Annotated in this window: 14 protein-coding genes, 2 tRNA genes and 2 pseudogenes; 7 read left to right on the top strand and 11 right to left on the bottom strand. The window is 65.3% G+C overall.

Going from position 1 to position 14,288, the window contains the following annotated elements; translation table 11 throughout:
• Positions 1-71: 71 nt before the first annotated feature.
• The 8 genes and pseudogenes from F0U60_RS32450 to F0U60_RS32415 form a co-directional block, all read right to left on the bottom strand.
• A complete protein-coding gene (locus tag F0U60_RS32450) occupies positions 72-611 on the bottom strand; it encodes a hypothetical protein (protein ID WP_395805679.1) in 540 nt (179 codons plus the stop codon).
• 220 nt (positions 612-831) lie between these two features.
• Positions 832-2,025 (bottom strand): hypothetical protein, encoded by a 1,194-nt coding sequence (locus F0U60_RS32445; RefSeq protein ID WP_395805677.1) that lies wholly within the window; start codon positions 2,023-2,025, stop codon positions 832-834.
• A gap of 176 nt (positions 2,026-2,201) precedes the next feature.
• Positions 2,202-3,869, bottom strand: coding sequence for a cell wall anchor protein (locus F0U60_RS32440; RefSeq protein WP_395805675.1), 1,668 nt, complete (start codon positions 3,867-3,869; stop codon positions 2,202-2,204).
• A 129-nt stretch (positions 3,870-3,998) separates the two neighbouring features.
• Positions 3,999-4,343: pseudogene (locus tag F0U60_RS32435) on the bottom strand (transposase); the annotation flags it as partial.
• Between the two features lie 5 nt (positions 4,344-4,348).
• A complete protein-coding gene (locus tag F0U60_RS32430) occupies positions 4,349-5,176 on the bottom strand; it encodes a hypothetical protein (protein WP_395805673.1) in 828 nt (275 codons plus the stop codon).
• Positions 5,177-5,196: 20 nt separating this feature from the next.
• A complete protein-coding gene (locus tag F0U60_RS32425) occupies positions 5,197-5,784 on the bottom strand; it encodes an imm11 family protein (protein WP_395805671.1) in 588 nt (195 codons plus the stop codon).
• A 26-nt stretch (positions 5,785-5,810) separates the two neighbouring features.
• Positions 5,811-6,590: an AHH domain-containing protein gene (locus F0U60_RS32420; protein WP_395805669.1), complete on the bottom strand. Its 780-nt coding sequence runs from the start codon at positions 6,588-6,590 to the stop codon at positions 5,811-5,813.
• Positions 6,587-7,810, bottom strand: a complete 1,224-nt coding sequence (locus tag F0U60_RS32415; RefSeq protein ID WP_395805667.1) for a hypothetical protein — start codon at positions 7,808-7,810, stop codon at positions 6,587-6,589. Before F0U60_RS32415 ends, F0U60_RS32420 begins: the two co-directional genes overlap by 4 nt.
• A gap of 540 nt (positions 7,811-8,350) precedes the next feature.
• Between F0U60_RS32415 and F0U60_RS32410 the strand changes: the two genes are divergently transcribed.
• The 3 genes and pseudogenes from F0U60_RS32410 to F0U60_RS32400 all read left to right on the top strand — a co-directional run bounded on the left by F0U60_RS32410 (position 8,351) and on the right by F0U60_RS32400 (position 9,412).
• Positions 8,351-8,809, top strand: a complete 459-nt coding sequence (locus F0U60_RS32410) for an N-terminal phage integrase SAM-like domain-containing protein (RefSeq protein ID WP_395805665.1) — start codon at positions 8,351-8,353, stop codon at positions 8,807-8,809.
• Positions 8,730-9,032 (top strand): annotated as a pseudogene (locus F0U60_RS32405) (tyrosine-type recombinase/integrase); the annotation flags it as partial. The gene F0U60_RS32410 and the pseudogene F0U60_RS32405, both read left to right, overlap by 80 nt.
• A gap of 23 nt (positions 9,033-9,055) precedes the next feature.
• The gene (locus F0U60_RS32400; RefSeq protein WP_395825558.1) at positions 9,056-9,412 is read left to right on the top strand and encodes a tyrosine-type recombinase/integrase; all 357 of its coding nucleotides are present in this window, start codon (positions 9,056-9,058) and stop codon (positions 9,410-9,412) included.
• Here the strand turns inward: F0U60_RS32400 and F0U60_RS32395 are convergent.
• Both F0U60_RS32395 and F0U60_RS32390 read right to left on the bottom strand, forming a co-directional pair.
• Positions 9,375-9,447, bottom strand: a tRNA-Glu gene (locus tag F0U60_RS32395). The genes F0U60_RS32400 and F0U60_RS32395 overlap by 38 nt on opposite strands.
• A gap of 11 nt (positions 9,448-9,458) precedes the next feature.
• Positions 9,459-9,531 (bottom strand) — tRNA-Lys (locus F0U60_RS32390).
• A 188-nt stretch (positions 9,532-9,719) separates the two neighbouring features.
• On the opposite strand from F0U60_RS32390, the gene greB reads away from it, so the two are divergent.
• The 4 genes from greB (at position 9,720) to F0U60_RS32370 (ending at position 13,101) form a co-directional block, all read left to right on the top strand.
• On the top strand, positions 9,720-10,289 hold the full coding sequence (gene greB, locus F0U60_RS32385) for a transcription elongation factor GreB (protein WP_395805663.1): 570 nt from the start codon (positions 9,720-9,722) through the stop codon (positions 10,287-10,289).
• A gap of 320 nt (positions 10,290-10,609) precedes the next feature.
• Complete coding sequence (locus F0U60_RS32380) at positions 10,610-11,932, top strand: PhoH family protein (RefSeq protein ID WP_395805661.1); 1,323 nt, start codon at positions 10,610-10,612, stop codon at positions 11,930-11,932.
• A 27-nt stretch (positions 11,933-11,959) separates the two neighbouring features.
• Positions 11,960-12,262 carry a YbeD family protein gene (locus F0U60_RS32375; RefSeq protein ID WP_395805659.1) on the top strand — a complete coding sequence of 101 codons (303 nt, stop codon included), beginning with the start codon at positions 11,960-11,962 and terminating at the stop codon, positions 12,260-12,262.
• Between the two features lie 80 nt (positions 12,263-12,342).
• Positions 12,343-13,101, top strand: coding sequence for an SAM-dependent methyltransferase (locus tag F0U60_RS32370; protein ID WP_395805657.1), 759 nt, complete (start codon positions 12,343-12,345; stop codon positions 13,099-13,101).
• A 52-nt stretch (positions 13,102-13,153) separates the two neighbouring features.
• Here the strand turns inward: F0U60_RS32370 and F0U60_RS32365 are convergent, their stop codons facing one another.
• Complete coding sequence (locus tag F0U60_RS32365) at positions 13,154-14,245, bottom strand: diacylglycerol/lipid kinase family protein (protein WP_395805655.1); 1,092 nt, start codon at positions 14,243-14,245, stop codon at positions 13,154-13,156.
• Positions 14,246-14,288 lie beyond the last annotated feature (43 nt).

Raw genomic sequence — 14,288 nt, 5'->3', positions numbered from 1 at the left:
CCCCTCGTGGTGAGCCGTCTCCGACGAGGAGCTCCGGCTCACCCCTCATTCGACGGTTGTACAATTCGCTGTCACGGCTGGCACACGTAGTAGCGCTTGTTGTCGCAGTTGCCTCCACCGCACTGCACGCCCACGGCGTAATAGCCGCTACCGAATCCGAGGTAGCCACCATTCTCCTCGGACATCCACCCGGTCCAATAGCAATTCTTCTCACTGAAGTTGCTCATGTAGGAGCACTGGAGGGAGATGTTGTCGCAGTAGGAGCCGCTGCAGGCGATCCCCGTGACCCAAGCGCCGTAGTTACAGTACCTGTAATTGGTTCCCTCTTCGGAGAAGTAGGTGGTCCAGTACGAGTTGCCACGAACGCCGCCCGCGGGCTGGCAGTAGATGCGAATGTTGTCGCAGTTGGAGCCACTGCATTGAACGGCGCTGATGAGGCTTCCCCCGTCACAGCTGATCGGCGCGTATTCTTCCGAGGTGTACGGGGTCCACCCGGAGTAGATCGCTTGCTGAGTGGTCGCGAGGCTCGTCGTCTCTTCGCCGTCAGTCTCGTCTTCCGCGGCGCCCACTCCGCAGCCTCCGAGCACGAAGGTGCTTCCAATCATTAACATGGCAACCAGCTGGCTTGACTTGATCGACATGGCAATCGCTCCTTGTGGTTGATGCGATGTCCAAGCTAGCAGTGGTGGCGTGACAGGTTTTGCGTCCGGGCGCCAATGCGTTACATGAAAGCGTCGGCAGCCGGGAAAGGCAGGATGATTGTGTTTGTTGAAGAACTCCGGACTGCCCTGCGGGGCATGTGTGTGAACCCGGTGGGGCTGTCCGGCTCCTTCAGCGCTTGCCCTGGGCCGGCGCGGTGGGTTGCTTGCGCTCGGGGGTGGTGGGCTTGGCCTGCGTCCCTGAGGTCGCGGGCTTCCGGGTGGCCGGGGGCGGAGGCACAGCCTTGGCTGGAGCCACAGTCGACGCCTTGGCCTGAATCGGTGCCGCGGGCGGCGGGGCTTGAACGTGGCCCGCCGCCAGGACCGTCTTCATGGAGTCCTGCAGCTCCCCGCGCACCACCGCGCGGACATCCTCCTGCACCGCGGACCGTACCTCCCGCCGGATGAGGTCCTTGAGCTCCTCGCTCTGGAGCGCTGCCTTGAGCGACTGATCCAACCCCTTCACGTCCTTGTGGAGCGGATCCACCGCCTTGCTGATGCCGTCGAGCGTGGCGCCGGTAACAGCCATGATGAGCTGCTGGGTGCTCTCGTTCTGGCTCTGCAGCTCCGTCTTGAACGTGCCCAGGGCGTCTCGCATTGCGCCCAGCGAGGCGATCTCCCGCTTGAGCTCCTCCAGCTCGCTGGCACGGGCCTCCAGCTCGTCCTTCTTCTGCTCGAGCAGGGCCTGGGTGTCGCGCAGCAGCATCGTCTGTTGGGAGCAGCGCGCGTCAATGGAGAGCAGGTTGGCATAGGTGCTGCCCGTCACCTGGCACATCGTCGCCGTTTCCTGCTCGTTGAGCAGCACGAGCGAGGCGCTCAGCGTGAGCATGACGATGACGAGCATCGCCAATGCGGCGCCGCGGGTGACACTCAGCGGATTGATGCCGTGGCGTCTGAGCCAGCCGCGTTGTTGCAGACCCAGGAGGCCCGCGAGCGAGATGACCACCAGCGGCAGGAGCGACAGCACCTTGGCCGGGGAGACCTCCAGCACCAGCTTGGAGAGCAGCTGAATGGCTTCCCACGTCGAGCCATTCTCGATGTCGAGCTCGGCGCGAGCCGTGCCTTGATCCACGTTGCCCCAGGTGGGGTGGTGTCTCTGGCAGAACCCGCGCATGTCACCCACCCAGCGCGGCAGGTCGTTCACGAGCGGGGTGCTCGGGCAGAGGCTGAAGATGTACTTCGTGGTGCCGGTGGTGAACGCGTGGTGGATGAGGTGGCGCTCGGAGGCCTTCGCGAGGGCCCAGTTCCACGTGTAGCCGAGCGATGCGAGCGCCAGGGCAAACGCGATCCAGGGCAGGGCCTTCTTCGCGAGCGCTCGCAGGGACATCCGGGGTGACTCCTTCTCAGGCGCGCGGGGGGGGATGGCGGGGCGCTTCGGAAGGATTCCCTATCTGCCGACCGGGGACAACGAGGGGGGTTGGCGACTGTCAGGCACCACGAGTTTTCGGGGCGTTGCACGGGCTGGGGCGGCCATGCGGAGACTTCCATGGCCGCCCTGGGGGACTACTGGCGGGCGACGCGCTTGAGCCTGAGGATCAAGGACGTCGAGGAATAGGAGCTCTCACTCATCGTGTAATAGCTCGTGCCAGTGGAGTCGTACTCGATGGCCTCTCCCTGGCCTTCCGCGGTGTCCGTCAGGGAGACGGGAGTGGCGGCGAAGGCGGTATCGAAGGCCGCGCCCGTCGCGGCGCGGAACTCGTAGACCTTGCGGTAGGTGCGCAGGATGAAGCGGTTGGCGCACGGGTGGATGGCGCCCGAGGTGGCGGCACCGTAGTTTTCATCCGTGGCGGAGGTGGGGAGCTGGAGGTCGGCCACGAAGACGAGCGTGGACATCGTGCCCGGGGCCGGCAGCGGCTTCGGGAACTTGTAGACCTTGCTCGCGCCAGCGTACGACTTGGTGATGATGTAGATGTCCCCGGTGGTGGGGTGCACCATGAGGGTCTCCGCGTCCTTGGGCGAGTCCGGGTACTGGAACGGGAAGGCCTGCGCGGTGAGGTCGCCGCTCGTCTGGCCCGCGCCGATGTTGGGCTCGGGGATGCGGTAGACGGTGAAGGTGGACGGCGGAGTGGGGAGGCTGGCGCTCGCGCGGCCGATATCGCCCATGTAGATGCACTGCCCGGTGGGGCAGGGCCCGGTGGCGACGTCCTCCCAGTCCGCGGGCGTCACGTTGGACACGTTGAAGGTGCCCCGCGTGCTCGCGTCGGCGGTGCTGATGGCGACGATGGCGGTGGTGTCCTCGTTGTGTACGTAGAGGACGCCCGGGGTGAGGCGGCTGGCCGCCAGACCGGACGGCTCCACGACGGCGGTGGACGCCACGGTGCCCTGGGTGGTGTACGTGGTGGAGAACGTGTCCCCCACGGTGCAGAAGGGGGCATTCGCCGGCCGGAGCGCGACGACCTGCGCGATGTTCGTCTCCGCGTAGGGCGAGCTGCCGTTGAACGCGGGCTGGAGGCCAGCGGCGCCCAGGTCCTTGTAGGCCGCGTTGAAGATCAGGCCGGTGGACGAGGACACGAGGCAGGTATCGAACGGCTCGGTGAAGCCGGACGGCGGGACGATGGGGCTTGCGGGGCACGCGGAGCCCGTCCAGATCTGCGAGCCGAACCACACCGCGAGGCCGTTAGTGGAGGCGGTGGAGAGGGCAGGCGTGTTGAAGCTGGCGGTGAGGCCATTCTTCTGGCCGCTGTGCGCGTCGATGGGATTGATCCGGTCCGCGCCAGCGAAGGCCGAGATGCTGCCGGCCATATAGCTGGCGAGGTCGATCGTGAACGCGTAGCTGGTGGGCTCGGACGCGGTTGCGACCTTGTAGAAGACCCAGGCCTTGATCTGCGACGCGCTCTGATCCGAGCGCAGGAGCGTCCAGCCTGCGGGCGCCGTCGCCACCGCTGCCACGTTGTTGCGATTGATGATGCGCGCGAGGAGCACGTCGCCCGCCGCCGTTCCCGCGGGCTTCGCGATGCTCAGCGAGGTGATGCTCTTTCCGCTCGCCGTGGTGCTGCTCCGGTACGTCACCGTGGACAGCGCCTGTTGGGTGGCGTCGACCTCGGCGGAGACCCCGTCCTGTTCGGAAAGGGAAGGGGAGTCCGGGTCGAGGGGGCCACACCCCGCGAGCGCGAATAGCGACACACAATACAGTCTGCGTGAAACACTTCCGTTGAAGAACTTCAAGTTCACTCCTGCTTGGGGGTGATGCGAGACAACAGACGTCCACGAGAACCCACCGCATTCCCGCATTCGGGAGAGGTTATCGAGGAAAGCAGGGAAATGTTGCGAACGCAGCGCCAGGCCCGACAACACCTACGGAAAATCCACGGGGAAGTGGGCCCTCTCCGCGTCAATGGACTCGAATTTCACCGCGAGCCCTCCTTCGCGAAGACGGCCACCGCTTTTTCAAGAAGTCGCGCTCCATCAGCAGCTGGCGGTTCTCCTTGCGCAGTCGCACCAGCTCTTCTCTTTCGGCTCCAGTCAGCGCACCTGTCGGCTCCTTGCCCTTGTCACCGTCGGCCTCTCGCACCTGGTTGATCAGGGCTGACCTGGTGGGGTCCAGATCCTTGGCTAACCGGGGATGCTCTTGCTGCCCTCTCGCACCAGCCGGATCGCTTCGGCTCTGAACTCAGGGTTGAAACTGCGCCTCTTCCTCCGCTCTATGAACGTCAGTCGAGGATGTCCGCGGGCGGGTCTCTCCATCCGTCCGCGGGGGGGAGGCGCCCACCCAGTGGAACGCGGGCCATCCCGGGGAGGGTCGGATATTCGCGAGACGTCTCCAGCCCGCACAGTTCAGCGAGCCTCAGGAGCGCCAATCCGTTCATGAAGATGGCCCCCTCGGTGCGGCGCAGCTCGTCGTTGGGCCCCTCGTCGCGGGGCTTTTTCTTGAAGGTGAGGATGCGCTCCGCGATGACGTCTTCCAGCGCTTGGTTGAAGTCCGGGGCGCTTCGCGCCAGAAGCGCCCGGCAGACCATGAGATAGCTGTCCTCATTGCCTTGGAGCATGGACTCCCACCGGTCCAGAATCCCTGACAGCTCGGAAGCCACACCTGCGTGCAACTGCATTGTGAAACGGTGCAGGAAGTGGTGCAGGAGGAAGTCCTCCTCGTACTCAAGTGAAGGGTCACTCCTGTCTGCTTCGAGGCGGGCAATCTCCACAGCCAGGTCCAGCTGCCCCGCCGCCAGAGCATCAATGAAGGAGAAGGCTTTGCTGGCGCAGCGGTAAAGGGGCTCACTTCCATGCCCGGCAGCGACGAGCTTCAGGAACTGGAGGCGGGTCCGCCCAGAGTGGCAGAGATGGGTGGCAAACCTGCTGGCATCGGCCTGGGCGAGCAGGGCGCAGAAGGCCAGCCGGCGGTGGCAGAGCGCCACCGTGGAGTAGACCTCACCGGATTGTTCGCGAGCATCTCCGACCCGTAGGGAGCGGAGGGCCTTTCCGAGCGCGAACAGCGTGTCATCCCGGATGACTTCCAAGGGGGTAGGTCGGAGCGAGGACATGATGAGCGAGGCAGTCGGGGTCAGTAGATGCTGCAGCGCCTACCCATGGCGATGTAGTTGACTCCCGTCATGCCCTTCGCCTCAAGCGCGGCGCGCAGGTCCTCGCGGACGATGAGCACGGTGCCCATGGGCTTGATGCGGAAGAGCTTCGCGTTCGCGGGTATCTGGTCCTCGCGCAGGTTGAGCCGGAACAGGCCAGTGAACTCGTCGGGCTTGCTCGCGAAGGTGTCGAAATCGCTCTTGTCACGGTCGACGCAATCGTAGGTGTCCAGCACGTTCGCGATGAAGTACTCGCCAGTCACGCGCCGCCCCTTGTGATTGGCGAGCGCCGCGGGAAGGAACTCGATGTTGGCGCCTGACTCTTGCTCAAGCATCGCCTTGAGCCTGCCGGAGACGATGCACAGGTGGAGGGTGTTGGCGACCAGGTCGGGAACGTTGAGTCCTCGGTGCTCCTCGTCCATCTGCAGAGTGACATCGGGCGGGTAGCGCTCATCCATCCGCAGCCCTTCCGCAATCCTCCATCGCTTCTCATCCAATGCTTCGGGGCACTTTCCGATGAGACAGTTCTTCGGGTCGGGAGCTTCATGGAAGATGAAGTATGAGGCCATGGTTTCGTGCGTGGGGATGTGGCGTGCTAGCGTGAGTTCATCCACTCGAAGAGCTGATTGATATGCGAGCCGGGGCTGCTGAGCCCGAACTCCCGCAGGTCCGCGCGAGTCCTCTTGGAGAACTGGTGCAAGTGATTGGCGAGGTCCGGGGCGTTCTCCTTGGTGACGGCCTTGTGGTTATTCTTGTCCTCGGGATCCTTCGCCTTGGTGAGCTTCAGCTTGACCCTGTCGACCGCCAGCCGGACATCCCTGCTGTAGGTGCTGTGATACTTGGGATGTCTGGGAAGTTGATAGAGCCTGCTGCGCCTCTCTGACTTGGGCAGGTAGATGATGTTCACGCCCTTGTGGACGTTGTACTTCGCCTGTTGGAGCAGCAGGAGTTCGTCGAACTTCAGGAGGCTCGTCAACACGTCATCAACCGGGACGATATGGTGGGCGTTATTGGCCCAGGGCCACCAGTCGCTGCCCTTGAAGTTGAGATGGGCATAGGGGCCGGCCCCCATGTACCAGACCTTGTCGACCTTCGTGGGGTCACGGTGCGCGGCCTTGATGGGGGTGTCGAAGATTTGGTCGAAACGCTGCCGGGCCTCGCCGGGGTTGTAGAAGTCCAGGTTGTACCAGTCCGCCTCATTGGCGAGCTGATAGTTGAAGCCATTCTCCTTGTGGTCGTGCCCTGGCTTCTTGCAGACGAACTTGTCCCCCTGCTTCTCCCAGATGCAACGAGTGACACAGCCGTTGCCCTCCCCATCCTGATGGGACTCGTCAGTCTTGAGTTGCTCGATGTGGTCTTCACTATCGCCGCTCATGGGGACCTCCCGCCAGGCTGCTCGTGGGGATTTTCCAGGATGAAGGCGCTGCGGGCTTCCTGCTCATCGAGCAGGGCCACGAGGATGCTCGGGCTCCTGGCGTAATTCCGAGCAAATCCTCTGACGCCCAGGCAGATTGAAGCAGCCCCCGTGGTCGCGCCAATCTCTCCAAACTGCTCAACGGGGTACCATTGCCGGAAGTGGGACGGTAAACCCGCGCCAGCCAGCCGGACGAGCGCCGTACCGAAGTCTCTGGCGCGGAATTCATCGCCGTTCAGGTTGACAATTGCGAGGTCGGGCTGCCGGGTGGCGTCCTTGCTCTGCTCGAGACAGCTCGACATGGACTTGAAGAGCGCGGTGCCCACGGGAGCTGCACCTGAGAACCGGTGAAAGGACTCCCGGTGGAGGGCCATGGCACCCAAGGCCGCCTCGATACGTCCACCGCGCGCTCGGGCCTCATCCGTCCGCTCCAGCAATACGAAGGCAGCCGCTTCGCCTGGAAAGAACCCCACGGGCCGTCTCGGGGTCCTCACGAGCCCCAGCTCGTACGCACACGTCAAGACGTCCAGATCCACGTAGGAGTCGATGCCGCCGACGATGCATCGGTCGAGCTGCCGACTCCGCAGAAGCTGGCTGGCGTGGGCGAGCATCTGGACGAAAGTCGCGGGCCCACCGAACACGCATTGCTGGATGGCTTGGGCGGGAAGGGACAGCCCGTTCAGCTTCAGTGTTTCGGGAATCACCCGGCGTGAGAGTAACTCCCGAGCACGTTCCTGCTCGTCGCGGAACTCGGCGAGGACGCTGGCTCGGAGTTTCACATCCGTCAGGGCCGCGAGACTTCGGGTGACGTGTGTCTCCAGGAGACCCCCTCCCGGGAGTTGCACGAGGACCCCCGTCCGTGGGAGTGCTACGGCATCGAGGCCGGAGTACTCCAGGAGATCCGCGAGCGCGGCCTGCCCGAGCCGGATGAACCGGCCAATGCCCTCGAACCCCTCGGTGAGCCAGGGAATGGACTTCCCCTTCAAGGGAACGCTCTCCAGCGCCTCCTCATCCGAAACGAGGACATCCAGCTCCGCCCATCGGGAGAGTCCTGCACGTGCGGCGGCGCAGCTGGTGACCACATCGCCTGCCAGGGCGGACACCAGACCCAGACCTGTAATCGAGACTCCCTGGCCCTGCCACGAACCAGAAACCTCCTGAGCCGAGACGCGCTGGCTCATGGCTGAAGCCTCATGAGGGGAGGGGGCGCTGAGTCCCTGGGGCCGTACGCCCGGTCCTCGTGGCATGGAAGCCTGCGGCCTGGCCGCTCCTCGCCCCCGTCCAGCTCGCTCCGCGCATCGCTGGGCGCCGGGAGGGCTGCCTTCCACTGCCCATGGAGAAACCTGAGGCGCACACGCGCGCTCCATCTTGCTCCCACGTCATGACGGCTTCATCGCACATTGGCTCCGCAGTATACAGGACAAGACGCTGCGGCTTCAGCCGCCGGAGTCATCGGCTCCGGGGCAGGGCGTGCACGCCGCCCCAGTGACCTCATCCGCGCCTTGGTGCGTGAGGAGCTGGCAGGGCTTCACGGGGACGTGGGCCGCTCGCTGCGGTTTCGCGGGAGCGAGCTTCTAAGCCAAGCGAAGTAATTCCGTTCAGGGGGACCTAGCGCCAGGGCCTGATTTCTCGGCCTCAGCGGCTGCACCCCCTGACCGAACTTGGTTCGGTTGGCTTAGTGGCCCGATGGCGAGCTGTACCGCGAGCGCGTGAAGGCGTCGGTGGGCTCCAAGTCGGGCGCAAAGGCGTGGGGTGAGCAGCGGCAGTCCGAGCTGCTCGCTCGCGGCAAGCAGGTCAAGGAGGTGGTGAAGACGAAGCGGGAGGTCTCCACGGCGGAGGAGTTCTTCCCCCGGTTCAGCGAGGGCTACGCGAAGGCCAACCGGCAGAAGCCATCCGGGGTGGACAGCAAGGAGTCCCACTTCCGCAACCACCTGCTGCCCCGGTTCGGGAAGAAGCGGCTGGACGCCCTCACGGACGAGGACGTGCAGAAGCTCAAGGCTGCCCTTCAGGAGCGCAGCGTGAAGGTGGATGGTCATCGACCGGATGCCCGTGGAGGTCGAGCACCTCAAGGGGGCGGAAGGCCCCGTCGATTTCTACGCGGTGGAGGACTGCGAGCGGCTGGTGCAAGCCGCCGAGAAGCTTGGTCCGGCGCCGCAACTCGTGGTGCTGCTCGGCGGTGACGCGGGCCTGCGCATGGGGGAGATGATCGCGCTGGAGTGGAGCGACGTGGACCTCAAGCGCGGGCTCCTCAAGGTGCAGCGCTCGGACTGGAAGGGGCACGTCAATCTTCCCAAGGGCGGGCGGCCCCGCGAGCTGCCGCTGACACGCGCCCTGGCATCGGCGCTCGTGCGTGCCCGTCACCTTCGAGGTGAGCGGGTGCTCTACCGCGAAGATGGGACTCCGGTGTCCCATCAGACGGTGCGGAGCTGGATGTCCGCAGCACAGAAGCGGGCCGGGCTGAAGGTGACGGGGCGCTCCACATCCTCCGTCACACCTTCTGTAGCCACCTCGCCATGCGGGGCGTGCCACCTCTCTCGCCCAAGGAGCTGGCAGGCCACCGCAGCCTCCGCACCACGATGCAGTACATGCACCTGGGGAAGGGGAGAAGCACCGCGCCATCCAGATGCTGGAGCAGGGTCAGGATGCGTCTCCAGCTTGGAGACATTTTGGAGACGCGAAGGAGCCTTGAAAAGCACCGGGGCCGGAAGCCGCTAAGATTCCAGCGGCTTCCGGCCCCGATTGAAGTGTCCCCGACGGGATTCGAACCCGTGTTACCGGCTTGAAAGGCCAGCGTCCTGGGCCTCTAGACGACGGGGACTTCTACTTCTGTGAGTCGCGGGGGGCTCGAACCCCCGACCCTCGGCTTAAAAGGCCGGTGCTCTACCAGCTGAGCTAGCGACTCGCACTATTCTTTTTTGGGCGGCCCGCCGGAATCCGCAACCCCCCGGCGTTCGAGCGCTCTCTACCAGCACTTGTTCCGGACTTCTACTGGCGATCGTGCCCCCTGTCACCTGACACCTACCGTTCAAACGTCCCATCCCCCCGTGGCTCCTTCCTGTCCTGGCTCCCAAGAGGCGCTATACAGAATCCATGCGTCGAGACACCCGGAATTCCCAGGAAGCCCCTGAGGAGAACGACGAGCTGGAGTTGGAGGGAGGGGAGGAAGAGGAGGAGGAGAAGTCCTCCGGCCACCGGCGCTACCTCACCCGAACAGGGGCCGAGCGCATGCACAAGGAGTTGCTGCGCCTGCTCAACGAGGAGCGGCCCAAGGTCACCGCCGAGGTCTCCGCCGCCGCCGCCCAGGGCGACCGCTCCGAGAACGCCGAGTACATCTACGGCAAGAAGCGTCTCCGGGAGATCGACCGGCGCATCCGTTTCCTCCAGAAGCGCCTGGACACGGCCACCATCGTCGAGCCCTCGGAGCAGACCGATACCGAGCGCGTCTACTTCGGCGCCACCGTGATGCTCGAGGACGAGGACGGCGCCCGGGTCACCTACCAGATCGTCGGCTCGGACGAGATCGACACCGCGGGGGGCCGCATCAGCGTGGAGTCACCCATCGCGCGCGCCCTGCTGCGCAAGAAGGTCGGGGACACCGTCGAGGTCATCCGCCCCCGGGGGGAGATCGAGTACACCCTCGTCCAGATCCGCTACGTGTAGCGACAAGTACACCCTGGGTCCCGCTCCCCCCTCGCTGTCCTGGAGTTGTTGGCGGGGTGACACTCGGGGGCCTCGAGGGGTCATAAAGGGCCGGATCCAGTGATCCCGCGTCCAGGCGCCTCTCGGGACTCTGGTGGTTAGCGTGTGCGTTGATCCGAGGTAGGCCTCCTCAAGTGGCCCCGGAGGGCTGCTTGCGTGGGAGGTCGGACCTATATTGGTGGTGCAGTCAGGCAGTCAGACGCAGAAGCGGTCCGTCAGTCGGAGTCCCGTCGCACGGTCGGTTCCAGCGGTCGCACCCACACGAGGTCGCGCTCCACACGATGCGAAAGAACTTCATCCTCGACACCAACGTCCTCCTTCACGACCCCCGCTCCATCTACAGCTTCAAGGAACATAACGTCATCATCCCCATCTACGTCATCGAGGAGATCGATCAGTTCAAGCGCGATCTCTCCGAGCTGGGACGTAATGCGCGCCTGGTTGCGCGCTACCTGGACTCCTTCCGCGAGGAGGGGTCGTTGAAGGACGGAGTGCGCCTGCCGCATGGCGGGGTGCTCCGGGTGTGCTTCTCCGAGAGGAACCTGCCGCTCTCCGTGGCGGACAGCAACCTGATGGACAACCGCATCCTCTCGGTGGCCATCGATCTGATGGAGCGCGAGCCCCAGTCCCCGGCGGTCTTCATCACCAAGGACACCAACCTGCGCATCCGCGCGGACGCGCTGGGCCTCATCGCCGAGGACTACGACGCCGAGCGGGTGGAGATCACCGAGCTTTACACGGGCTTCACCGAGCGCCTGGTTCCCCGCGAGATGGTCGACCAGATGTACAAGCCCGGGGCCGAGGTGGAGATCTCCGGGCAGGACTCGCTCTCGCCGCACCAGTTCGTGCTGCTCAAGGACGAGACGAACCCGTCACACACCGCCATGGGCCGCTTCAACGCCGCCCGGGGCCGGGTGGTGCCGCTGCTGCGCGGCATGAAGAGTGAGGGCGTCTGGGGCATCCGTCCGCGCAACATGGAGCAGAGCTTCGCGCTGGATCTGCTCATGAACGACGAGATCAAGCTCGTCACCATCGTGGGCAAGGCGGGCACGGGCAAGACGCTGCTGGCGATCGCCGCGGGGCTCCACAAGGTGACCGAGGAGAGCGTGTACCAGAAGCTGCTCGTCAGCCGACCGGTCTTCCCGCTCGGCCGGGACATTGGCTACCTGCCGGGCACCTTGGAAGAGAAGATGAACCCCTGGATGCAGCCCATCTTCGACAACGTGGAGTTCCTGATGAACCTCAGCCGGGCCGACAAGAAGGCCGGCCGGGGCTACCACGAGCTCATCGACCTGGGGCTGATGGAGATCGAGGCGCTCACCTACATCCGCGGGCGCAGCATCCCCAACCAGTACATCATCATCGACGAGGCGCAGAACCTCACCCCCCATGAGGTGAAGACGATCATCACCCGTGTGGGCGACAACACGAAAATCATTCTCACCGGGGACCCGTTCCAGATAGACAACCCCTATGTGGACGCGACCAGCAACGGACTCGTTCACGTGGTCAACCGGTTCAAGAACGAGAAGATCGCGGGTCACATCACCATGGCCAAGGGCGAGCGCAGCGCCCTGGCCGAGCTCGCGGCCAACCTCCTCTAGCCCCCTGCGCTGAACGAGGAAGCAGTCATGAAGGGCGACGGTCAGATCCAGCAAGCGGGCGACGGGCAGGAGAAGCCGCTCATCGAGTACCCCACCGTCTACACCTTCAAGGTGATGGGGAGGCAGGCGCCGGACTTCGTCGAGTACGTGCGCAGCCTCTTCCGGTTGCTCATGGGCACGGAGATCTCCCCGGATTCCATCCGGGAGCAGCCCAGCAGCAAGGGCACCTACGTCTCGGTGAGCGTGTCCGTGTACCTGCTGTCCGAGGAGCACCGCCGCTCCATCTATACCCGGCTGCGGCAGGAGCAGCGGGTCGTCTACTACCTTTAAAGGCGGCCTGTTTCACTGGTGTGCCGGGCGGGTGGGGGGGAATTGGCGATTCTGTTCCAGCGGTGTACAACGGGCTTCTCATGAGCCCGGCTGAGCCTTTCCCGCTCTACTTCCCTGGTGATGCTCGGCGCCCCTTCTGCTCCGAGTCTGCGACCCGGCGCTTCGCGAAGGTGGCGCAGCTGGAAGAAGGAGGGCGTGTGCTGGAGCTCGGCTGCGGTCTCTCCGGCCCGGCCAGCGTGGTGCTCGCCCAGGAGTTCGGCTGCTCGGTGGTGGCCGCGGACTCGGACGATGCGGTGCTCGTGAGCATGAGAGATCGGGTGCGTTCGCTCGCCCTGGATGGACGCGTCGAGGTGCGGCGTGTGGACTTCGGCCGGCCTGCCTTCCGCGAGGGGGAGTTCGACGCCATCCTCTGCCAGGGTCGGGTGCTGATGTCCCTGCCCGATGCGCTGGGGACCCTCCGGCCGCTGCTGGCCCACCGGGGCCGGCTGGGCATCACCTACCCGGTGCGCGTGGGCCGGGTGACGCCTCGTGCGGTGCTCGAGTTCTGGGAGCGTCGCCTGGGTGCTCCGTTGGTGTTGCCGCGCGAGCTGCTCCAGATGTTGTCGCTGGCCGGCTTCGAGCCGGAGTCCGTCGAGTCCCTGCAGGACGCCGAGCTGGATGCGTTCTACCGGGAGATAGAGCCCTCGCTTGCGAAGGCTCCGCCCGAGCAGGCCCGGTGGTTGCGCGAGGAGATGGCCCTGCATCGCGAGAGCGGCAAGGCGACTGCGAGCTACGCGTTCGCCGTGGGCCGTCGCCGCGAGCCCGGTGAGAAGCCTCCGGCCTCGCGCGATCGCGGGTAGTCGGGCGGATGTTCTTCGGCCCTCTCCCCGAGGAAGAGGGCCGGCAGGCGGCTCAGTTCACCGCGCCGTGGAAGTCCAGCAGCTCCACCGGCTCGGGTGCCACGCTCAGCGTCACCTGGTCGCGGTAGCCGGCCGCGTCCCCACCCACCTGGAAGGGCATGGGCTTGGTGAAGCGGATGTTCACCTCGCTCGCGTAGAAGTCCTGGATGCCCTCGGGGAACCAGCGGCCCGCCCACAGCTTCGGCAGGTTCGCCAGGATGCTGGTGGCCTGAAGCTGGCCCAGGCGCAGCTGCATCATCCCCCGGCGCTCCCCCGCGAACGGGAACATCCGGAAGCCGTACCCGTAGAAGGGCATCGTCGCCGCCGCCGCCATCATCAGCTCACCCTTGAAGATCGTCTGTCCCGGGGCGATGGGCGCGCCCACCGGGTTGCCATCCGGCCCCACCCGGTAGGCCTCTCCGGCCTGGCCGTTGGTGATCTCGCACTCCACCCACGTCGAATTCGTCAGGTAGTGCGGCGCCGTCTTGAAGGCCACCGCCGAGAAGTAGCCGCCCGGGCCCGACAGCATCTTCTTGAAGAAGCCACGGCCCAGGTTGCTCTTCACCCAGATGTAGTCGTTGAGCAGCTTCCCATCCACGCCCAGGCCCGCGAACGGCGTGCGCTGACCGTCCACCAGCAGGAGATCCATCCGCCGGTAGCTCGGGACCTCGCCCGCGCGTGCCCGCACCACGTCCTGGAGGATGCCGTCAGAGCCACTGCCCGCGTTCACGAACGTGGCCAGGCCATTGCCCGTGCCCAGCTTCAACACGCCGAAGCGCGGCGGGCGCCTGCCGGCGAAACGGCCTCGCGGATCCAACTGGCGGAACACCTCGTTCACGAAGCACTGGAACGTGCCGTCTCCGCCACCCGTGAACACCATCGGGTAGTTGCGCTCGAGCACCGTCTGGACGATGCGTCGACAGTCCAGCTCCGAGCGCGACAGAAACAGATCCTGCTCAGGCACCAGGTGCGACAGGGACTTCACCACCCGTGCGTCCACTTTGCGGGCGTTGGCGTTCAGCAGCACCGCGACCTTGTGCTCGGGAGCACCGGTGACGGACGGAATCTGGCGCGGATCCACGGACCGAAGTGGCTGTACCAGCATGGGAGTTGCCTCCAAGGGGGGGTAGGGGCGTCGCCACCTCGCG

The organism is Archangium minus, assembly GCF_044360475.1.
GTDB classification, from domain to species: domain Bacteria; phylum Myxococcota; class Myxococcia; order Myxococcales; family Myxococcaceae; genus Archangium; species Archangium minus.
This window is presented reverse-complemented; position numbering and strand designations above follow the sequence as displayed.